Source organism: Oryzomicrobium sp. (genome assembly GCF_036820405.1).
Taxonomy (GTDB): domain Bacteria; phylum Pseudomonadota; class Gammaproteobacteria; order Burkholderiales; family Rhodocyclaceae; genus Oryzomicrobium.
In genome coordinates this window covers 90,990-110,798 of sequence record NZ_DAISLS010000006.1, presented here as the reverse complement: position 1 = coordinate 110,798, position 19,809 = coordinate 90,990, and the positions used below count along the sequence as shown (strand labels likewise).

At 65.8% G+C, this 19,809-nt stretch carries 14 protein-coding genes and 1 tRNA gene; 6 read left to right on the top strand and 9 right to left on the bottom strand.

Annotated features, from left to right (window positions below):
• Positions 1 to 192: 192 nt before the first annotated feature.
• From cas3f to V7Z98_RS07000, 5 genes are all read right to left on the bottom strand, one after another.
• On the bottom strand, positions 193 to 3,636 hold the full coding sequence (gene cas3f, locus V7Z98_RS07020) for a type I-F CRISPR-associated helicase Cas3f (RefSeq protein WP_334157468.1): 3,444 nt from the start codon (positions 3,634 to 3,636) through the stop codon (positions 193 to 195).
• Positions 3,633 to 4,610 (bottom strand): type I-F CRISPR-associated endonuclease Cas1f, encoded by a 978-nt coding sequence (gene cas1f, locus V7Z98_RS07015; protein WP_334157467.1) that lies wholly within the window; start codon positions 4,608 to 4,610, stop codon positions 3,633 to 3,635. The genes cas3f and cas1f overlap by 4 nt, the downstream gene beginning before the upstream one ends.
• A 346-nt stretch (positions 4,611 to 4,956) precedes the next feature.
• Positions 4,957 to 5,838: a tetratricopeptide repeat protein gene (locus V7Z98_RS07010; RefSeq protein ID WP_334157466.1), complete on the bottom strand. Its 882-nt coding sequence runs from the start codon at positions 5,836 to 5,838 to the stop codon at positions 4,957 to 4,959.
• 262 nt (positions 5,839 to 6,100) lie between these two features.
• A complete protein-coding gene (locus tag V7Z98_RS07005; RefSeq protein ID WP_334157465.1) occupies positions 6,101 to 8,311 on the bottom strand; it encodes a DUF6765 family protein in 2,211 nt (736 codons plus the stop codon).
• Between the two features lie 517 nt (positions 8,312 to 8,828).
• Positions 8,829 to 8,913, bottom strand: a tRNA-Leu gene (locus V7Z98_RS07000).
• A gap of 134 nt (positions 8,914 to 9,047) precedes the next feature.
• Between V7Z98_RS07000 and queA the strand changes: the two genes are divergently transcribed.
• The 5 genes from queA (at position 9,048) to secF (ending at position 14,785) form a co-directional block, all read left to right on the top strand.
• Positions 9,048 to 10,106 (top strand): tRNA preQ1(34) S-adenosylmethionine ribosyltransferase-isomerase QueA, encoded by a 1,059-nt coding sequence (queA, locus tag V7Z98_RS06995; RefSeq protein WP_334157464.1) that lies wholly within the window; start codon positions 9,048 to 9,050, stop codon positions 10,104 to 10,106.
• Between the two features lie 83 nt (positions 10,107 to 10,189).
• Complete coding sequence (tgt, locus tag V7Z98_RS06990) at positions 10,190 to 11,311, top strand: tRNA guanosine(34) transglycosylase Tgt (protein ID WP_293263736.1); 1,122 nt, start codon at positions 10,190 to 10,192, stop codon at positions 11,309 to 11,311.
• A gap of 186 nt (positions 11,312 to 11,497) precedes the next feature.
• Positions 11,498 to 11,839: a preprotein translocase subunit YajC gene (yajC, locus tag V7Z98_RS06985; protein WP_293263735.1), complete on the top strand. Its 342-nt coding sequence runs from the start codon at positions 11,498 to 11,500 to the stop codon at positions 11,837 to 11,839.
• 105 nt (positions 11,840 to 11,944) lie between these two features.
• The gene (gene secD, locus V7Z98_RS06980; protein WP_293263734.1) at positions 11,945 to 13,819 is read left to right on the top strand and encodes a protein translocase subunit SecD; all 1,875 of its coding nucleotides are present in this window, start codon (positions 11,945 to 11,947) and stop codon (positions 13,817 to 13,819) included.
• An 18-nt stretch (positions 13,820 to 13,837) separates the two neighbouring features.
• Positions 13,838 to 14,785, top strand: coding sequence for a protein translocase subunit SecF (gene secF / locus V7Z98_RS06975; RefSeq protein WP_293263733.1), 948 nt, complete (start codon positions 13,838 to 13,840; stop codon positions 14,783 to 14,785).
• A 127-nt stretch (positions 14,786 to 14,912) separates the two neighbouring features.
• Here the strand turns inward: secF and V7Z98_RS06970 are convergent, their stop codons facing one another.
• On the bottom strand, positions 14,913 to 17,105 hold the full coding sequence (locus V7Z98_RS06970) for a tetratricopeptide repeat protein (protein WP_334157463.1): 2,193 nt from the start codon (positions 17,103 to 17,105) through the stop codon (positions 14,913 to 14,915).
• 312 nt (positions 17,106 to 17,417) lie between these two features.
• On the bottom strand, positions 17,418 to 17,801 hold the full coding sequence (locus tag V7Z98_RS06965; protein WP_334157462.1) for a COG4315 family predicted lipoprotein: 384 nt from the start codon (positions 17,799 to 17,801) through the stop codon (positions 17,418 to 17,420).
• A 206-nt stretch (positions 17,802 to 18,007) separates the two neighbouring features.
• Here V7Z98_RS06965 and V7Z98_RS06960 point away from each other — a divergent pair, with 206 nt between their 5' ends.
• The gene (locus V7Z98_RS06960; protein WP_334157461.1) at positions 18,008 to 18,718 is read left to right on the top strand and encodes a cytochrome b/b6 domain-containing protein; all 711 of its coding nucleotides are present in this window, start codon (positions 18,008 to 18,010) and stop codon (positions 18,716 to 18,718) included.
• Positions 18,719 to 18,820: 102 nt separating this feature from the next.
• Here V7Z98_RS06960 and V7Z98_RS06955 read toward each other — a convergent pair whose 3' ends face one another.
• Both V7Z98_RS06955 and V7Z98_RS06950 read right to left on the bottom strand, forming a co-directional pair.
• Positions 18,821 to 19,279: a c-type cytochrome gene (locus V7Z98_RS06955; protein ID WP_334157460.1), complete on the bottom strand. Its 459-nt coding sequence runs from the start codon at positions 19,277 to 19,279 to the stop codon at positions 18,821 to 18,823.
• Positions 19,280 to 19,433: 154 nt separating this feature from the next.
• The gene (locus tag V7Z98_RS06950; protein WP_334157459.1) at positions 19,434 to 19,748 is read right to left on the bottom strand and encodes a DUF2322 family protein; all 315 of its coding nucleotides are present in this window, start codon (positions 19,746 to 19,748) and stop codon (positions 19,434 to 19,436) included.
• Positions 19,749 to 19,809: the final 61 nt, after the last annotated feature.

Genomic DNA, 19,809 nt, shown 5'->3' with positions numbered 1-19,809 from the left:
TTGTTCGTCCAGAGTACTAGCATGACTGCATAAAGTGCAAGTCTTTTTTAGGAACAGCCCAATTCATGCATACCGGTGCGACAATCCTGGCCACTGCTGGATTCAAGCAGCTCAGAAGTAGTTATTCCTTTCAGGAAAATCCCTTCACTGCCGGACAGGCAGCAAACGCAGAAGCCATAGGCTTCTGCGTTTTCATTTCCACGCCCGGCTGACCCCCAGCATCGGGTGGTAGCGCCAGAGCTGCGGGGCCTCCTCGCCCTCAGGCAGGTCGAGGGTGCCGAAGCGGCGCGCGCAGTCGAGGGGTTCCAGGCCCATGGCGTCGGCCAGGTCGAGCAGGGCCGGCAGGTAGGCGGGCACGGCCCAGGAGGCGATGCCCGGCCCCTGGGCCAGCCCCTCGTCCAGCTGGCGTAGGCGGCTGGATTCCGGACTCGGCTCCATGGCGGGGGGCTTGTGCAGTTGCCAGAAGCCAACCTGGGCGTCGTCCTCGTCCGGCAACAGGGCGAAGCAACAGTGCTGCTGAATCTGCCGGCGAAAGGGCTGCTGGCGTTGCAACGCGCCGCTCAGATGGGCGGGGGTGTTCCACCACCAATGCACCGGGTCGGCCACTTGGGCATTCCCCGGGCTGGCGCCCAGCATCAGGTCGATGAGCCGGGCGTGCTCCAGATCGGCCAGGTTGCCGTGGGGATCGAGTTCATCCCGGGGGCGAATGCGGGGCCGTGCATCCACTACCGCCCATTGTTCGGCAACGAGCACCTCCCCCAGCCGGTGGCTACGTAGGGCGAAGTCCCCGCCTTCAAAGCCGGGGCGGATGAAGGCCAGCCCTTTTCCACCCGTCATGTGGTGGCGGAAGTTGCTGTCGAGCAGGGCGATGTTGGGGGCGTCGGCCGGGCAAGGGTGCTTGCGGTGGCGCCAGACCCGGCCGGCCAGTTGGATGATCGAGCGCATCGACGAGGGTTCGACGATGGCCCAGTCGTAGTCGTGGTCGCGCCCCACTTCGGCGACGGCGGTCGCCAGGACGATGAAGAGGTGGTCGCCCTCTTCGCCCCCATTCAGAGCCTGCCGTACCGAGGGCAGGCCGAACACGGCCTGCTCGTCGTGGCGGTCCAGTGTGGCGTCCAGCTCCCGTTCGATGGCGGCGCGCACCAGCAGGGGATGGCGCGAATGGTAGGTGCACAGGTGAATGCGGCAGCCGGCGGGGGCCCCCTGTTTGAAGAGGGCCAACGCCGTGTCGAACAGAGGGTCAATGTTGGCCATACGGATGAGGCCGAAGCTGACCCGCTTACCGCTACCGGGATCGATGCCGTGATGACGGCGGTGCATGATCAGCGCCCGGTCGCGCAGCACGTCTGCCAGGCCGGCGCCCAGTTCCCCACGCCGCCGGGCCGCATCGTTCGCGGTCGGTGCGGGAAGATTCAAGGGAACCAGTTCGGCCCGGCGCCGTGGCTCGCCATCGCTGGCCAGACGTTCGATGCGTCGGGCCACGAAGGCGTTGTGGCGCGCCAGGAAAGCCCCAGCAGCTTCGTCGTCGCCATGGTCGCCCTGGTCGGTACCGAATTCGTCGAACCAGGCGCAGCAGACCGCCAGCCGCTCGCCGGCCTCGCCCCGGTTGCGCTGGAATTCCCTGCGGCCGGCACAGTAGGCGAGGAACAGCCCCTGGACCAGGGCGGGCGGCAGGGTGGCCGACGACAACAGCACCCGGCTGCCGAGCATGCCGGCCCAATGGACCAGCCGCGCCAGGGCGGGCAGGTCGTCGAGGCCAAAGTCGTCCGGTTCGTCCAGCACCAGGTCGGAGGTCATCAGGCGCAGCATGGGCAGGATCTGGTGCCCGCCCCGGGTGCTCTCGCAGGCCGGCATGAGGTGGTCCACCGTGCAGACCAGCACCGGCGCATCGAGCAAGGCGGAAGCCTGGCGGCCCCGGCTGGCGGCGCGGCGGGTGCTGGCGCCACGCCCTTCTTCCCCATACCCGCTGCCCTCGGCCTCGCCCTCCCCCGCCTCTTCTTCCGCGCTGCCCTTGCGTTCCGGGTACAGCCAGTCCTTGAGGGGGCCGTCCTCCAGGCTGCTCTGGTAGCGCACGTAGCTGTGCTCCGGCAGAAGATCCAATGCCGATTCGCTGCCGCTGCCGGCCGGGCCGGATTCGGCCTTGCCCTGCTCGCGCAACGCGCGCACGGCGGCGCCCCCGACCAGGACGGCCATGTCCTCCTCGGCCAGTTCGAGCCGCTTCCGGTAGGCATCGCCGGTTTGCAGGGTGAGGGTGCGCAACCCTAGGGCGACGGTGAAGCGTGTCCCCCGGGCCGGGTCTGCCAGACCATAGAGGATGCGGGCGTTGGCCAGAGTCTTGCCGCAACCGGTGGAGGCCATGTTCACGCCGAAGAAGCCCTGGGTGGCACTGCGTTCGCGCAGGGCCCCGGCCAGGTCCGCCGCGGCATTCTGCCAACGGTAGGCCCCCGTGCTTCTGGCGCGCAGACCCGTATGGCGGGCGATGCGCGGAACGCTGTGCTCCAACCGGGGCAGGGCGCGCATCAGGCGGCCGGCATTGACCTCGACACCGATCAGGTGCTCGTCGAGGCGTTGGTTGAGGTAGGGTTTGCCCGCCTCGTCACGCCGAGAATTGGCATAGAGCGCCTTGGCGCCCTTTTTCAGTGGATCGCCGTAACGGGCATGGCTGGGCTGGGACGAATAGTAGTGGTCGGCCAGCATCAGGGCGAGGCGCGACAGGTGCAGGACGTAAGGGCTGGACAGCAGCCGCGCCGCTTGCTCGCCGGTCAGCCCCGGCCGGCGCAGGATGGCCTGGGCGACCATGGCGGCGTGCTGGCGCCAGTGGCGGCTGGTCAGGGGCAGGCTGTCGAAGCGCCAGCACGCCTCCGCATCCTTGTCGCTTGCCGCCCGGCTGCCGCACCAGTCGTGAGTGATGGCGAGGGGAATGTTGTCCAGATTGCGCGCGGACAATGCCCAGGCGGGATTCGTCGCCGTCGGCAGCCGGTGATGGCTCACCACCAGCCAACCGATGGCCCGAGCCAGTGGCGTATGCAGGGTGCGGAACGGGCCGAGGGTGCGCCCATCGTCGACCTTCAAGCAGTCACGGACGAGCAGCTCGGCGTCGATGTCGGGATCGGCCAGGCGCTCCAGCCAGGCCCGGTCGTCCTTGCCGTCTTCGCCGACGAAGGCGGCAAAGAGGCGCAGCGAAACCCATTCGTGGCGAAACGGGTCGGCCACCGGCTGGGCGCTGACGAGCTTTTTCTGGAACGCCAGACTGGCCTTGCCCAGGTCGTGGAACAAGGCCGCCAGGCGGGCCAGGAGGGCGATGTCCTCGCCGGTGTGCCAGTCGTTTTCATCGCCGCTGCGCAGGACGTCGCGGCGGGTGGTGTTGGTGGGCGTGGCGCCGCGCAGGTTGAAGCGCCGGGCGTCGCCGACGATCCACAGCAGTTCGCTGTGGTCCTTGCCCCGTATCCAGTGGCAGGCAACGGCCGTATTCTTGCGCGCCGACCGGCGCAGGAGGCGGTAGAGGGTATCCAGCCCTTGCTGGGTGATGGCCGTCTGCCAGGTGCGCTCGCCGCAGCGTTCGGCGAACTGGTCGATGATGCGACGGGTCTGGACCAGGGCGTTCTTGGTGCATTGGGAAACCAGCAGGACGTTCATTGGCCCGCCCCTCCCACCTCCAGGGCAATGGCCTTGACCGTATCGATCATGAAGTCGAGGGCCTCGGCGCGGACCAGGGTGTCGATGCAAGCTTCGCGGAAGCCCTGCTCGTCGTCGCCGCGCATGGCGGAAATGAAGGCTTGAGGTAAGACCAGGGCATCCTTCACCAGGTCGGCGATGTCGAACACCAGGCCGCCACGCCGGGTCTTGCCGTGCAGCACCGCCAAGCCATGGGGCAACCCCAGGACCCAGGCAGCCGTGGCGCCGAGACCGTAGGCCAGGTAATTGCCGTGATCGAGGAAGCGGTTGGCCGGATCGGCCCCCGCCCCGTTGCGGGTCCGGACGAAATCGCCATAGTCGGTGGCATCGCAGGCGAAGCGGAACAGCTTTTTCGTCAGGCGGGCCTCTTCGGTGAGCAGTTCGGTGTTGTCCGCCGCCAGGCCGATCTGGCGGCGCGATTCGTCCAGCGCGGATTCGAGCCGCCCGGCGGGCACGGCAAACCCGGCGTCGGCCAACGCCCGGCTGCCGCCCCAGTGCTCGCGAATGCGCTCAAGCCGCGCCCGCTGCACGCACTTGGCGGCATCGAGACGGCGCGCATCGTCGAACCAGAAGCGCACCCAGTGTTGCAGGTATTCGGTGGGCCGGTACTCGCTTTGCGGCGAGAACCAGGCCACGTCGAAGTCGACCTCGTTGGCGCTGTAGAGCGGCGTCCCGCCCCCACCGCAAAACCCCACCAGCACACCGGCCTTGGCCAGCTCGCGCATGGCCGCCTGGGTGATGGACGTGCCGGTTCCGAGCAGAACGGTCGTGGTGTTGGCGATGGGGATGTTCCAGTACAGCGACTGTTTGCCTTCGTCGGTCACGTATTCGACGCGCCCGCCATTCACCAGCACCCGGCAATGCTGGAGGTAGTAGATGTTGGCCCGCTTGGAATGCAGGATGGTCTTGAGTTGGCTGGGGGTGAAAGCGTCCATGACAGTCGGCGGCGCAAACAGGGGAAGGAGTCGCGGAATCGGCGTCGAGCCGGCGGCGGTCGTCCCCGGCGCATGCCGCCCCCGAAACCACCAGGCACCGGATATGCATCCGGCTCCACGGCATTTTGGACATGCCCAAGGCATCGCCGCGGCGATGATAAGAGCATCGCACGCCCCAGGAGGCCGGGCAACCAGTGGCAAGCCATGTATCGGCCCCACCGCCACCACCGAAGGGCCATCCATTGCGAGCGGAAGCACCGCAATGACGAAGAGGCGGACTTGCGCCCGCCTCTTCGCACCGCTGAAATCGGCCTGGCATTGCACCAGGCCGAAAGATCAGTCCCGGTCAGTTCCAGTCGCTGCCGCCGTCGCTCCCGCCATCGTCCCAGGACGAGGTGTCGTTGACGCCGAAGTCGTTGCCGCCCAGGTCGTTGAAATAGGTGTCCTGGAAGGTGGAACCGATGTCGGCCGGATTGCGGACCACGCCTTCATGGGCGGCGCCCTCCCGTCCGTCGATGAAGCGGTGCATCAGGGCTTCGCCCGCCACCACGCCGGCGCCCAGGGCCGCGCCGGTAGCCAGGCCGCCCATCATCCGCGAGCCGAGGCCGGGTTCGGCCGGGCCGACCGGGCCATACCCCGGCGCACCGTAAGGCGCGGCTCCCGGGCCGTAGCCATAGCCCATGCCCGTCCCCGCCGGTTGTGGGGCGCCGGAGGGAACGTAGCCGCCGCCGTTCGGCGCCAGGCCGCCCCGGCTCGCCATCAGGCGGGTCGCCAGGACGATGAAGGCGATCAGGCCGAATCCGCCGGCCACGAGCCCCCAGGGAAAGGACGCGCCACCCGCCGCCGGTGATGCCATGGACTGGACCGGCACCACCGCCGATGCCGTGCGGGCCTTGTTCGACGAACCGAGCAATCCCTTGAGGTTCTGCACCGCTTCGGGCTTGGCGAAGGGCAGGCCCGGGGCCAGCCGTTCCGCCGTGGCCAGTTCGGCCTTTGCCTTGTCGAACTGGCCCTGCTTGGCCAGCAGTTCGGCCTCGACGTAATGGGCCTTGCCGCTGCCCGGGTGGGCTTGCAGCACCTCGTGCATCATCGACTGGGCCTGGGACAGATTGCCCGACTGGGCGGCCTGGTAGACCTGGTGCAGGCTCGGCTCGTCGGCCCGGGCCATGCCGCTGGCGAGGGTGACAGCCAGCGCCATCAGCAGTCCTACGACAATGTTCTTGCGCATCGCACGCTCCTTCACGCAAAACGCCCGAATCGGGCGGAGCACGCGGCCAAGGCCGCGCCTTCGTTTCGTCACGGTGAGAAGTTAAGAGCGCGGCAGTGCGGCTTCAACGGCGGTTTTGCAACCAATTCGTAAGCCTCTGTTTCAGGTTCCGCCCACCATCGTTTCACTGGATGGGAACCTCGCGCGGATCATGCGGGGCACGAATCTTCATGCAGGCCATTTCCCCCTGGAGATTTTCCAGGGGGAAACGGCGGGCTCGACATCACGCCTTGCGGATGACCCATTCGACCTGAGGATCGGTACCACCGCTCTGTACGCCCTTGGTGGTCAACCAGACTTGGCCTTCCTGCTGGTAATACGTCAGGTAGGGTTTGTCCGTGTAGTGCAGGTTGCGAATGCGGACCACATCGCCCGCCCGCAACTCGGCCCCCGGCGAGCCTCTCTGCTTCTCTATCGACCAGCCCTGCCGGGTTTGGTCGTAATTTTTCTTGTAGTAGTAAAGGGCCGTGGTGTCCCAGGCGCCGAGATAACAGTAGTCTCCCGTGCTCGATTCCGTGGTGCGGATGGAGAAAGCACCGCCATCGCGGACGGCCTGGGTGCCGTCGCTGGCTCCGCTGCGGTTCTCGAAGATGAGGGAAATGGCCGAATCCAGAAGGCGTGGGTAGTACTGGGTGGTCAAGGCATAAGGGGCCTCCTTCATGGCTCCCAGGTAGATACCGTTGTTGGCCTGCAAGGTGAACCGGTTGCCGAAGGCAAGGACTGCCGGCTCCCGCCCGTGGCGCGCATCCTCCTGGGCTTCGGCGGCCTCGGGCAGGCGCACGATCCAGCGACTCCGCTCCGGCTGCTCTTTTCCGGTCGTCAGATAGCGATAGCCATCATTGAAGTCGTACCACTGGATGTTCTGCTGCCCGTAACTGATGTTCTCGATCAGGATGCTATCGCCGGGGGCGATCATGTCGCCATCGCTGCCGCCGACCTTGTGCACGATCCACCCCTGTTTCTGGGTATCGGAATCCGGGGTGTAATAGTAAAGGGCCGGGGTCGCCCAAGCGCCGAGTTCGGAGTACTTGCCCGCCGCCGCTTCGGTGGTGCGGATTCGCACCTTGCAGCCTGAAACCAGCGCTGTCCTCCCCGACTCGAGGATGAATTCGAGCGTTACCCCCTTGCTATCCATGCGCGGATAGTACTGTTCCGTCGCCAGCAATACGCCGACGAAGGCACCCGTCGGTGACTGCAAACGCAAGGGCACGGTAACGCAGCCTTGCGCCGTGTCGATGGTGACCCCCAGGTCCTGCTTCACCACGGACGCCACCAGATCGAGGTGACTCCGGGCCGAGCGATTGAAGCGGTAATAGTCGGTGCTGCGCTTGTCGCCAGCGTTCTTGAACCCCGCCAGCCAGCGCTCGGGATCGTAGGCCGGAGGCACGTCGAGCCCCAGGTCGGCAAGCCGCTTCTGCCACATTTTGCAACGCCGCTCGGCAGACTCCCGGCCAGCCTCGTCCCCCTGCATGACCAGTATCTCGTGCAGGACCGCTTCCTTGGCGGCGTCGATCACGCTGCCTTGGGCCGCATCCAGCGGATCGAACATGGTGTTCGCCCGGATACAGCGCATTGCCCAGGTGATCTGCTTGAACGCCTTCACGTAGCAATCCGGATTGTTCTTGACTATCCATTGGCTGGACCACATCGGCTTGTAGCGGTAGGTCATCCAGGGATAGTCGGGCAGATGGCCCATACGGCCATGGCCCAGGTAGCAGACGGAATTGGCGAACAGGCTCGGCGGCGTCGCTTCCTCACCTCGGATCAGGTCGTTGATGAGTTCGGCGTTGCTTTGGCTCCAGTCCTTGTAATAGGCACGCTTCCAGACGACTTCGGTTTCCCGGCCGTCGGCCCCGATGTTGAACACCTGCTCCGCGGCATCGTTGACGCACCAGACCGGCGATCCCGTGTAGAACATGTGGGCCCAGGTGTCGGCCAGGACATGCATGCGGATGCCGGTGAGATGAAGCAGATAGTCCTGGCCCAGGTGATGTTCCCGGATGTCGTTGACCATCTTGCCCGCCAAGCCGCTGTTGGGGAGGCACAGCATCTTGAAGCTGTCCTCTTCGACCTTGCCGAAGCGCCACGTCAAGGTCGAGCGGGGCCCCTCGAACACCTTCTGCTCGGGCGTTGCGCCGTAGTTACCGGGCAGGAAATGAAACGCCGACCAGACCTGGCGCAGATTGTCCAGATACGACCCGCCCCAGCGCAGCGGATTCACCTCGAAGTCCGCCAGGTCGGGGACGGTGGAATGGACGGTCGGAACCGGCCGAAAATCCGAAATGTAGTAAGCGCCGTTGCCATCGACCAGATACGCCATGGTCGAATCATCCACGTACTGTGCGGCATGGGCGATCACGACCGCCTCATCCGTCCCATGCCCCGCCAGGCGGGCCGCCGCGTAGGTTGCGTAGTAATGAAAATCGATGTCCATTCCGACCTCCACTGATGTGAGTGAGTGAAATGCCCGGAGGCATGTTCCAGTCGGATCGGCGTGTGCCGGCGATCAAACGTCCTCTACGTCCCCTTTTCGCAGGCACATACCAATCCTGCGGGCCAGGGTACAGTCAAATTTATTTATTTGACATATACAATTGGTATTGCCAGACCTATCTCAATGGACGTATCCGTCTGACAAACGCCGTATTTGGGGCAGTACTCAGACGCAGCGGGCTCGATGCACGTGAACGGCCCACAACGGTCTGGCGAAGACCATTGACCATTGCGCATGCGCTAAAGGCAGCGCAAAGCGGCACTAACGAGAAGGGGAAATGGGCGGAAAGCCCCGCCGATTTGCTCTGCCCATGGACAGAACCGGGAGGGAATGGGCGCGCCACCGGACGGTATGCGCCGAAGGTGCTCAACGCAGCCAAGCAGCGAAACAACTCATTGATTTAATGAGCTATTTAGGGGTATAGTGCGCGGTTTTTCTGCATCGACGTTTCGATGCTTGGTGCCGGGAAAGGGACTCGAACCCTTACACCTTGCGGCGGCGGATTTTGAATCCGCTGCGTCTACCGATTCCGCCATCCCGGCATGGGTGGCCTGCAACGCGGGGCGCATCTGCCGGAGTTCCGGCAACGGCCCGCGGGGCCTGGCAAGGAGGCGGATTATCCAGTATCCCGCCCCGGGCGGCAAGCCGCGACCCCATCCTTTTCGTGCACTTTTGTATGTCCCTCACCGTCGACGATTTCGATTTTCCCCTTCCGCCCGAGCTGATCGCCCAGCACCCGGCCGCCGAGCGCACCGCCAGCCGCCTGCTGCACGTGGCCGGGCCGGCCCTGACCGACCTGGGCTTTACCGACCTGCCCTCTCTCCTCGCCCCCGGCGACCTGCTGGTGTTCAACGACACCCGGGTGATCAAGGCCCGCTTTTTCGGCGCCAAGGACAGCGGCGGCGCGGTGGAGGTGCTGGTGGAGCGCATCGCCGAGCCCCACCGGGCCCTGGCCCAGGTGCGCGCCTCCAAGTCGCCCAAACCGGGCACCCGGCTGCTGCTGGAGAACAGCTTCGGCGCCACCGTCACCGGCCGGGAGGGGGAATTCTTCGTCCTCGAACTGCCCGACGGCGGGCCGGATTTCTGGCAACTGACCGAGGCCCACGGGCGCCTGCCCCTGCCCCCCTACATCACCCACGGCGCCGAGGCCGAGGACGAATCCCGCTACCAGACGGTCTATGCCCGCGCCCCCGGTGCGGTGGCCGCCCCCACCGCCGGGCTGCACTTCGACGAGGCCCTGCTGGGGCGGCTCAAGGCGATGGGGGTGGAGCAGGCCTTCCTCACCCTGCACGTGGGAGCCGGCACCTTCCAGCCGGTGCGGGTAAGCAACATCGCCGACCATCACATGCACAGCGAGCGCTTCGAGATTCCCGCAGCCACCGCCGAGGCCATCGCCGCGACCCGCGCCCGGGGCGGCCGGGTGGTGGCGGTGGGCACCACCAGCCTGCGCGCCCTGGAATCCGCCGCTCTGCAAGGCGGCCGGGAAGACGGCACGGTGCCGGCCGGGGGCGCGGAAACCGACATTTTCATCACCCCGGGCTACAAGTTCCGGGTGGTGGACCGGCTGGTCACCAACTTTCACCTGCCCAAGTCCACCCTGCTGATGCTGGTGGCGGCCCTGGCTGGGTTCGACACCATCCGCGCCGCCTACGCCCACGCCGTGGCGCAGCGCTACCGTTTCTTCAGCTACGGCGACGCCATGCTGCTGGAGCGGGCGGCCCCGCCCCGGGCGTAAGCCGTTCAGCCCACTCGCCCCGCCCTGCGCAGACCACCGCCTTCGCCCGATATTTTTTCCAGTTTCCCCGTCTTTCCGCTCCCATGTCCGACAAGAAATTCGAACTCCTCGCCACCGACGGCCGCGCCCGCCGGGGCCGCCTGACCCTGCCCCACGGGGTGGTGGAAACCCCGGTGTTCATGCCGGTGGGCACCTACGGCACGGTCAAGGCCATGACGCCCCAGGCCCTGCGCGACATCGAGGCCCAGATCTGCCTGGGCAACACCTTCCATCTGTGGCTGCGCCCGGGGCTGGCGGTGGTGCGCGCCCACGGCGGACTGCACGGCTTCATGGGCTGGGAAAAGCCGATCCTCACCGACTCCGGCGGCTTCCAGGTGTTCTCCCTGGGCGCCCTGCGCAAGATCACCGAGGAAGGGGTGAAGTTCGCCTCGCCCATCGACGGGGCCAAGCTGTTCCTCACTCCGGAGGAGTCGATGCGCATCCAGACGGTGCTCAACTCCGACGTCGTCATGATCTTCGACGAATGCACCCCCTACCCGGCCAGCCACGACGAGGCGGCCAAGTCGATGCGCCTGTCGCTGCGCTGGGCCAAGCGTTCCCGGGAGGAATTCGACCGCCAGGAGAACCCCAACACCCTGTTCGCCATCGTCCAGGGCGGCATGTACGAGGACCTGCGCGACGAGTCCCTGGCGGCCCTGCAAGACATCGGCTTCTTCGGCTTCGCTATCGGCGGCCTGTCGGTGGGCGAACCCAAGGAGGACATGGAACGCATCCTGGCCCACACGGCGCCGAAGCTACCGGCGGACAAGCCCCACTACCTGATGGGCGTGGGCACGCCGGAAGACATCGTGTACGCCGTGGGCGAAGGCATCGACATGTTCGACTGCGTGATGCCCACCCGCAACGCCCGCAACGGCCACCTGTTCACCCGCTACGGCGACGTCAAGATCAAGAACGCCCGCTACCGGGAGGACACCCGGCCCCTGGACGAATCCTGCGACTGCTACGCCTGCCGCAATTTTTCCCGGGCCTACCTGCACCACCTGTTCCGCACCGGCGAGATTCTCGGTTCCATGCTCAACACCATCCACAACCTGCGCTACTACCAGGTATTGATGGAGGAAATCCGCGCCGCCATCGCCGCCGGTGAATACGACGACTTCCGCCGCCGCTTCGCCGCGGAACGGTCCCGGGGACCGGCGTAAAACGACGGCTGGCGGCGCGCGGCCGCAGCCCCCTTGCAATCGGCCCGCCCGCCCCCAATTACATACGGTTAATCAAGGTCCGGCACTGCCGGTGATACACTTCCAGACTTAAATTTTTGCCGGCCCGGCCCGATTTTCGCGGCCTGGCCCCACCTTTTAGCCAATTACCAGAATCGGAGAACCCCAGTGCTGATTTCCCTCGCCCACGCCCAGACCGCGGCCGCCCCGGCCGGTCCCGCCGATAGCTTCATGCAGCTGCTGCCCATCATCCTGATGTTCGTCGTGCTGTGGTTCCTGATGATCCGGCCCCAGATGAAGCGCGCCAAGGAACAGAAGGCCATGGTCGAAGCCCTGCAAAAGGGTGACGAAGTGGTGACCCAGGGCGGCATCGTCGGTCGCATCGCCAAGGTGGGCGACAACTACATCCACCTGGAAGTGTCCGAAGGCAAGGACGGCCCCGTCGAACTGGTGGTGCAAAAAGGCGCCGTGCAGGTGCTGCTGCCCAAGGGCACGCTGAAGTCCCTGTAAGCGGGACGAAACCGGGGGCGCCGCAAGCGCCCCTTTCGCTTTTTTGCCGCCCCCGTCTTTCTTCCCCGCCCTCCTCCTGCCGGCTCCCTGTCTCGCATTGAAACCATGAACCGCTACCCGCTCTGGAAATACATCACGGTGGCTGTGGCCCTGTTGCTGGGCCTCATTTACACCCTGCCCAACTTCTTCGGCGAATCCCCCGCCGTGCAGGTGTCCTCCGCCAAGGCCACCCTCAAGCCCGACGCCCGGCTCGAAGCCCAGGTCCAGGACATCGTCAAGGCGGCGGGTCTCAACGCCACCGGCATCCAGCTCGACGCCAACAGCGTCAAGATCCGGCTGGCCGATACCGATACCCAGCTCAAGGCCAAGGACGCCCTGGAGAAGGCCCTCAACACCGATCCCCAGGACCCCCAGTACGTGGTGGCCCTGAACCTGCTCTCCGCCTCGCCCCAGTGGCTCACCAGCCTGCACGCCCTGCCCATGTACCTGGGCCTGGACCTGCGCGGCGGTGTGCACTTCCTGCTCCAGGTGGACATGAAGGGGGCCGTGACCAAGCGCCAGGACTCCCTGGCCGCCGACCTGCGCACCCTGCTGCGCGACAAGAACGTGCGCCATTCCGGCATCAACCGGGAAGGCGACCGGGTGGTCGTCCGCTTCCGCGACGAGGACACCCGCACCGCCGGCCGCCGCGCCATCGAGGATGCCCAGCAGGATCTGACCCTGGCCGACGGTACCAGCGGCAGCGATCTGACCCTGACCGCTACCCTCAAGCCCGAGGCCATCAAGCGCCTGCAGGAATTCGCCCTCAAGCAGAACATCACCACCCTGCACAACCGGATCAACGAGCTGGGCGTGGCCGAACCGGTGATCCAGCAGCAGGGCGCCGACCGCATCGTCGTGCAACTGCCCGGCGTGCAGGACACGGCCAAGGCCAAGGACATCCTGGGCCGCACCGCCACCCTGGAAATCCGCATGGTGGACGACACCCCGGGCGCCCTGGACGCCGCCCTGGCCGGCCAGGTGCCTTTCGGCACCGAGCTGTACAAGGAACGCGGCGGCCTGCCGCTGCTGGTGAAGAAGCAAGTGGTGCTGACCGGCGACCGTCTCACCGACGCCCAGCCGGGCTTCGACGGCCAGACCCACGAGCCCGCAGTGCACCTCACCCTGGACGCCGCCGGCGCCCGCATCTTCCGCGACATCACCCGGGAGAGCGTGGGCAAGCGCATGGCCATCCTGCTCATTGAAAAGGGCAAGGGCGAAGTGGTCACCGCCCCGGTGATCCGCACCGAAATCGGCGGCGGCCGGGTGCAGATTTCCGGCCGCATGAGCACCGAGGAAGCCAACGACACCGCCCTGCTGCTGCGCGCCGGCTCCCTCGCCGCGCCGATGGACATCGTCGAGGAACGGACCATCGGCCCGTCCCTGGGCGCCGAGAACATCAGCAAGGGCTTCCACTCCACCCTGTGGGGCTTCGCCGCCATCGCCCTATTCATGATCGTGTACTACCAGGTGTTCGGCCTGATCTCGGTGACCGCCCTGGCCTCCAACCTGCTGCTGCTGGTAGCCCTGCTGTCGCTGCTGCAAGCCACCCTGACCCTGCCCGGCATCGCCGCCATCGCCCTGACCCTGGGCATGGCCATCGACGCCAACGTGCTGATCAACGAGCGGGTGCGCGAGGAACTGCGCGCCGGGCTGCCGCCCCAGTCGGCCATCGCCGCCGGCTACGAGCGCGCCTGGGCGACCATTCTCGACTCCAACGTCACCACCCTGATCGCCGGCGTGGCCCTGCTCATCTTCGGCTCCGGCCCGGTGCGCGGCTTCGCCGTGGTGCACTGCCTCGGCATCCTCACCTCCATCTTCAGCTCCGTGGTCATCTCCCGCGCCATCACCAACCTGGTGTACGGCCGCAAGAAGAAGCTGGAGAAGGTGCATATCGGCCAGGTGTGGAAACCCGGCAACTCCACCGCCGTCGCCAAGTAAGCCCGGGAGAACGATCTCATGGAATTTTTCCGCATCAAGAAAGACATCCCCTTCATGCGCCATGCGCTGGTGTTCAACGTCATCTCGTTGCTCACCTTCGCCCTGGCGGTGTTCTTTCTCGCCCACCGCGGGTTGCACCTGTCGGTGGAATTCACCGGCGGCACCCTGATCGAGGTCAAGTACGAGCAGTCCGCCGACCTGGAAGGCATCCGTGGCGCCCTGGGCAAGGCCGGCTATTCGGACTTCGCCGTGCAGAACTTCGGGTCCAGCCAGGACGTGCTGATCCGCCTGCCGCTCAAGTCCGACCAGCAGAGCGCCCAGATCGGCCAGCAGGTGATGGACGTGCTCAACGCCGGCGTGCCCGGCGCCAACCTCTCCCGCGTCGAGTTCGTCGGCCCCCAGGTGGGCCGCGAACTGGCCGAGAACGGCGCCCTGGCCCTGCTGCTGGTGATCGTCGGCATCGTCATCTACCTGGCGGTGCGCTTCGAGTGGCGCTTTGCCGTCTCGGCGATCATCGCCAACCTGCACGACGTGGTGATCATCCTGGGCTTCTTCGCCTTCTTCCAGTGGGAATTCTCCCTCTCGGTGCTGGCGGCGGTGCTGGCGGTGCTGGGCTACTCGGTGAACGAATCGGTGGTGGTGTTCGACCGGGTGCGCGAAACCTTCAAGAAGGTGCGCGGCCTGGCCACTCCCCAGGTGCTCGACCACGCCATCACCAGCACCATCTCCCGGACCATCATCACCCACGGTTCGACCCAGATGATGGTGCTGTCGATGCTGGTGTTCGGCGGCGAGACCCTGCACTACTTCGCCATGGCCCTGACCATCGGCATCTGCTTCGGCATCTACTCGTCGGTGCTGGTGGCCAGCCCCCTGGTGATGTGGCTGGGCGTCTCCCGCGAACAGTTCATCAAGCCCCCCAAGGCCAAGGACCCCAACATGACCGAGGACGGCGCCTGCGTCTGAGCCTTCCGGTCTTGCACCAAAGAAAAAGCCGCGCCACTCAATGGCGCGGCTTTTTCTTTGCCTGTTCAGCATAGGAAGGTGCGGTACACCTCCGCTCGAGACGGTCAGCCTCCTGGCGCCCGCAACCTCACGACACAGTCAGATGTTCAGCCGGTAGCCCTTGCTGGCAACGCTGCCATGCTAGCTCGAGCCCTTGGGAAAAAGCGCTGGCAAATGCCGCGCTGTCGAACAAGGGAGAAGTAAGACGCTGGCTGGCCAGGCGGTTCCTCAAGAGCGCAAGATGCGCCCTATTCCGGGCCAGGGCGAGCAACATGGCCTCATAAGCCGCTTCCCCCTCGGCCACCAGTTCCGGCAGGCCGGCAGCTTGTACCACGCTGGCGGATACTCGGGAGACGAAGGTATCGCCGCAGCAGGCCGCTTGGGGAACCCCAGCCCACAGGGCGTCGCTGGCCGTGGTGTGGGCATTGACCGGGGAGGTATCCAGGGCAAGGTCGGCGCAAGCCATCCTGCCCAGATGATCGGCCAGTGGCATGCGCGCCGCCCAAATGAGACGCCCTTCGTCCACACCGGCCTCCGCCGCCGCCTGCAGCAGGGCAGACTTGGCCACAGAAGGCAGGTCGAGCAGCCATAGCACGGCGTCAGGCACCTGCTGCAGCAGGCGCATCCACAGTGAAAATACCGCCCGGGTAATCTTGTAAGGCTGGTGGAACGCAGCCAGGACCCAAGCATCCTCGGGCAATCCCAACGCACGGCGGCCAGGGTTCTGGCCTATTTCTCGGTGGCAATCGTTGGGCTGGTAGCAATGGGGCAGACGGAGAATCCGTTCGGAGTAGCCAGCCTCGGCCCCGACGGGAATGACCACCGGGTCGGCAATGATGTAATCGATCCACGGTGCTCCCATGGTTCCCGGAAAGCCCAGCCACTGCATCTGCAACGCTGCCGGGCGTTGCACCAGGACGGGGGCGCGATACCCCTGCGTCCATCCCTTGAGGTCGATGGCGATATCGATCCGGTCCGCACGAATCCGGTCCGCCACCTGGGAATCGGACAAGGCCCGGATATCGACCCATTCCGGGATAACCTGGCGGAGGCGCTGCCGATAGGCATCCGGTTGGTCCGGACTGAAGTCGTAGGCAACCAGTTGGAAGCGACCAGGATCGAGTGCCTCCAGCACGCCGACCATCAGGTGTGCAGTCGCATGATCGCGGAAATCCGACGAAAGCAGGCCGACGCGCAATGCCTTGCCGGAAGTTAAGTGCGCGCCCCCTACCGGCGGACAAGTAGTGGACGGTGCGCAACAGGAAGCAAAATGCTGTGCCACCCGCAACTGTTCGCCGGCTGAGGTTCCAGGAGTCGTGAGATATGCAAATGGAGAAACAAGCAGCCCACCCTGCGCCATCAGGGCATCGGCGGAGGCCAACTGCTCGCCCATCGCCGCCTCGAGAAGCTCCGCCCCCTCCCAATCCACCATCTGACGGCAGGCATGGGCGGCCAGCAGCAGCCAGTCAGCCCTGGGAGTGCGTTGCACGGCCTCGATGAAGGCCCCTCTTGCCGTAACCTGGTCGCCCAGATCCGCACTGACACAGCCAAGGTTATAGAACGCCTGGTCGTAATCCGGATCGAGCTCCAGGGCACGCAAGAAAACCGCCTTCGCTTCCTCGAACGCACCGGCCTCACGCAAGGCGGTGCCCAGGTTGTTATGCACCATGGCCCATTCCGGCTTCAGTTCCACGGCCCGGGTGCCGGCAGCCACGGCTTCTTTGAGAGCCGTCCGGTTCTGCAATGCGACAGACAGATTGGACCAGGCCAATGCGTTGCCTGGATTGAGATCGACGGCCTTCTGCAACCAGCTTTCCGCCTCAGCATCCTCGCCGGCCTGAAGCAGCAAGCCTCCCAGCATGCCCATGGCGGCATCGTCATCCGGCAGGGAGGCGACATTGAAACGACAGAATGCCAATTGCAGGTCAGTGTCGCCCAATTCCAGCGCAAGTTCACGACAAAGCTGGGCCAAGCTCCTGTCCCCGGGGGCACGCTCGAACGCCAGCCAGAACTGCTCCAGGGCCTCGGTCTTGCGCTGCCACGCCAGGTAGGCACAGCCGAGGTTGTAGCGGTGAGTAGAAGCTTGGGGTTGCAGTTCGATAGCCTGTTGATGCGCCATCATCGCTTCTTCGAAACGCCCGGAATCCGCCAGGGCATTGCCGAGGTTGCTGAACGTCTGCGCATCTTCGGGAAGAAGGCGGGCAGCTGCCTGCAATGCATCCACGGCTGCCGCAGCTTCTCCCTTGGCATGGAGGGCGCTACCCAGCAGCTTGTGGAGCACACCGTTACCGGCGTCCCTGACAAGCAGCCCCCGTGCCCCGGCGACCACCTCATCGTAGCGTCCAGCAGAAAAAGCCCGGACCAAGGGAGCCAAGGCTTCAAGCGGAGGAGTAGTGGAAGAAGCGGCGGGGCGAAAAGAGGCGGGCATATCCGGCGGCGAAGGAGGAAAGGTAATGGCCCTTATGGGCAAAAGCCCTCTCCCAACAGAAGGCAAAGCCGGAGTCTAGCAGGCCCCCCGCTCCCCTACCCCCGTGATGATTGCCATGCGCCGCGCTTCAGGCAGCTTGCTCCTGGACACACGTTGGGCAGCAAGTCACCGTGCCACGTGCCAGACGTTGGCCATGCCCTCGCCGCCGGCATCGCCGGGGGCCTTGTCCTTGCTCCAGTAGTACAGAGGCTTGCCCTTGTAGGCCCATTGCTGGCGACCGTCGTCGCGGGTGACCAGGGTCCAGGCCCCCATGGGCTTGGCGCCGGCCTCGGCGTAGAGCGGCGGCCAGTTGGTGGCGCAGGGGCCGATGCAGGTGCTCTTCGAGCCGTCCGCCGGGTCCCTGTCCAGGGTATAGAGGGTCATGCCGTTGGCGCCGACCAGCATGCGGCCCTGCATCCGGGCAGGCGCCATGGTGTCGCCGGGGGTGGCGCAGGCGGTCAGGGACAGTAGGCCGACCAATGCCAGCCCGTACAAATGCATGCTTTTCATGATGACGTTCCTCATTAGCTGCGTGGAGGTTGGTCCGCCATGCCTGGCCATGCCCGGCAGTCGGATCGCCGTGCTGCGCGTTGTATGTGGTGCGTGGTGCAAGGTGATTGGGCAGCCGCGTTCCCGGGATGTTCCACGGGGGCGACCGCCGGCTTCGAGGTAAACTGAGCCCCCAGAACCGTCTTTTGCATGGGAGAAACCGGCCGATGAGTGCGCAACGCATCTATCTATGGGACCTGCCGACCCGCCTTTTCCATTGGCTACTGCTAGCCGCCTTCGCGGCGGCGTTCATCACCGGCCAGGTCGGGGGCAACCTGATCGTCTGGCACGGCCGCCTGGGCGTGCTGATCCTCGGCCTGGTGGTCTTCCGCCTCATCTGGGGGGTGATCGGCTCCACCTACGCCCGCTTCAGCCAGTTCGTCGCCGGCCCGGGCGCCATCGCTCGCTACCTGCGCGGCCAGTGGCAAGGCATCGGCCACAATCCCCTGGGCGCTCTGTCGGTGCTGGCCCTGCTCGGTCTGGTGGGCGTCCAGGTGGGCACTGGCCTGTTCGCCAACGACGACATCGCCTTCACCGGCCATCTCTACGCCCTGGTTGATGCCGGGCTGTCGAACCGGCTCACCGGCGTGCACAAGCTGCTGTCCAACCTGCTCATCGCCCTGGTGGTCGTCCACGTGCTGGCGGTGGCCTACTACCGTCGGGTGAAGCGGCACGACCTGCTCACCCCCATGGTCACCGGCTGGAAGCACGATGCGCCCGCCCACAGCCGCTCGGCCCAGGGCGGCGGTCCTGTGGCCTTCCTGGCCGCCGCCGCTATCGCCGGCGGCGTGGCCTGGGCGGTGGGCAGCGGCTGGGCCAGCCAGACCTTCGCTCCTCCCCCGCCGCCCCCTGCGGCGGTGGAAACGCCCAGCTGGTAGGCCCCGCCGCAGCGGGCAGCAACGAAAAAGCCGCCGGATATCGGATATCCGGCGGCTTTTTCGTTTTCGGCGACAGCCTGGTGGCCGCCGTCCGGAACAGGATCAGTCCTTGCGGAACTTGTCGTGGCAGCCCTTGCAAGTCTCGCCGGTCTTACCGAACTGGGCTTTGATCGCGGCCACGTCGCCGGTGGCGGCCACCTTCTCCAGTTCGTTGGCGGCGGCACCGAAGGCGCGGGCCAGCTTGCCGGCCTCTTCCTGCTGGGCGAAGAACTCGGACTTGAGGCGGGTTTCCTTCCAGCCGGCTCCCTTGTCGCTGCCCGGCACGTACAGGGCGCCCATGCCCGAATTGGCCACGGCGGCGATGGCGCGGGCGGCGTTGGCCACCTGTTCCTTGTTGAAATTGCCGTCCAGGTTGGCCTTGATCTTACCCATGTTCCAGGCCAGGAAACCGTAGGCGGACTGGCGGAACTTGATGGCATCCTCGGTCTTCATCTGGGCGTGGGCGCCGGCAGTGCAGGCGAGGCAGACGGCGGCGCAGGCGATGCGGGAGAGCAGCTTCATTGTTTTATGACTCCTGTTGGGCCCCGAAGGGGTCGATGGACGATCGATCCGCGCCCGCCGGGAGGACCGGCGGGGCAGCGGGGTCATTATTCCATGATCCTAGCGGGCGGCATGTAACCGAGGTTACAGAGCTGCCCCAGCCCGCAGCCCGGCCTTACTCGGCGAAGACGTGCTTGATGCGCAGGGTGATGCCGGTCTCGATGATCTGGAGCAGGCGGTCGATGTTGGGGTGCTTGCCCGGATTGGCGCGGGCGTCCTCGGTATGCTCGGCGTAGATCTCCAGGCCCTTCTGGGCGGCCTGGGGGGTAATGGCGCCGTAGGTCTGGGCCAGGTGGTTGTACACCGCCACGGAGCCAGCGCTGCCCGGCTTGTTTTCGAGCAGGGCCACGGCGTTGCCGTCAGCGTCGAGCAGGTTGATGGCGGCCAGGTGGGAAATGCCGGGGAGCTTTTTCAGGTTTTCAGCAAACATCGTTTCGCGGCAAGAAAAGTTGAAAAAAGTCGAAGAAGAAACGACGGGGCCGGAACGGCCC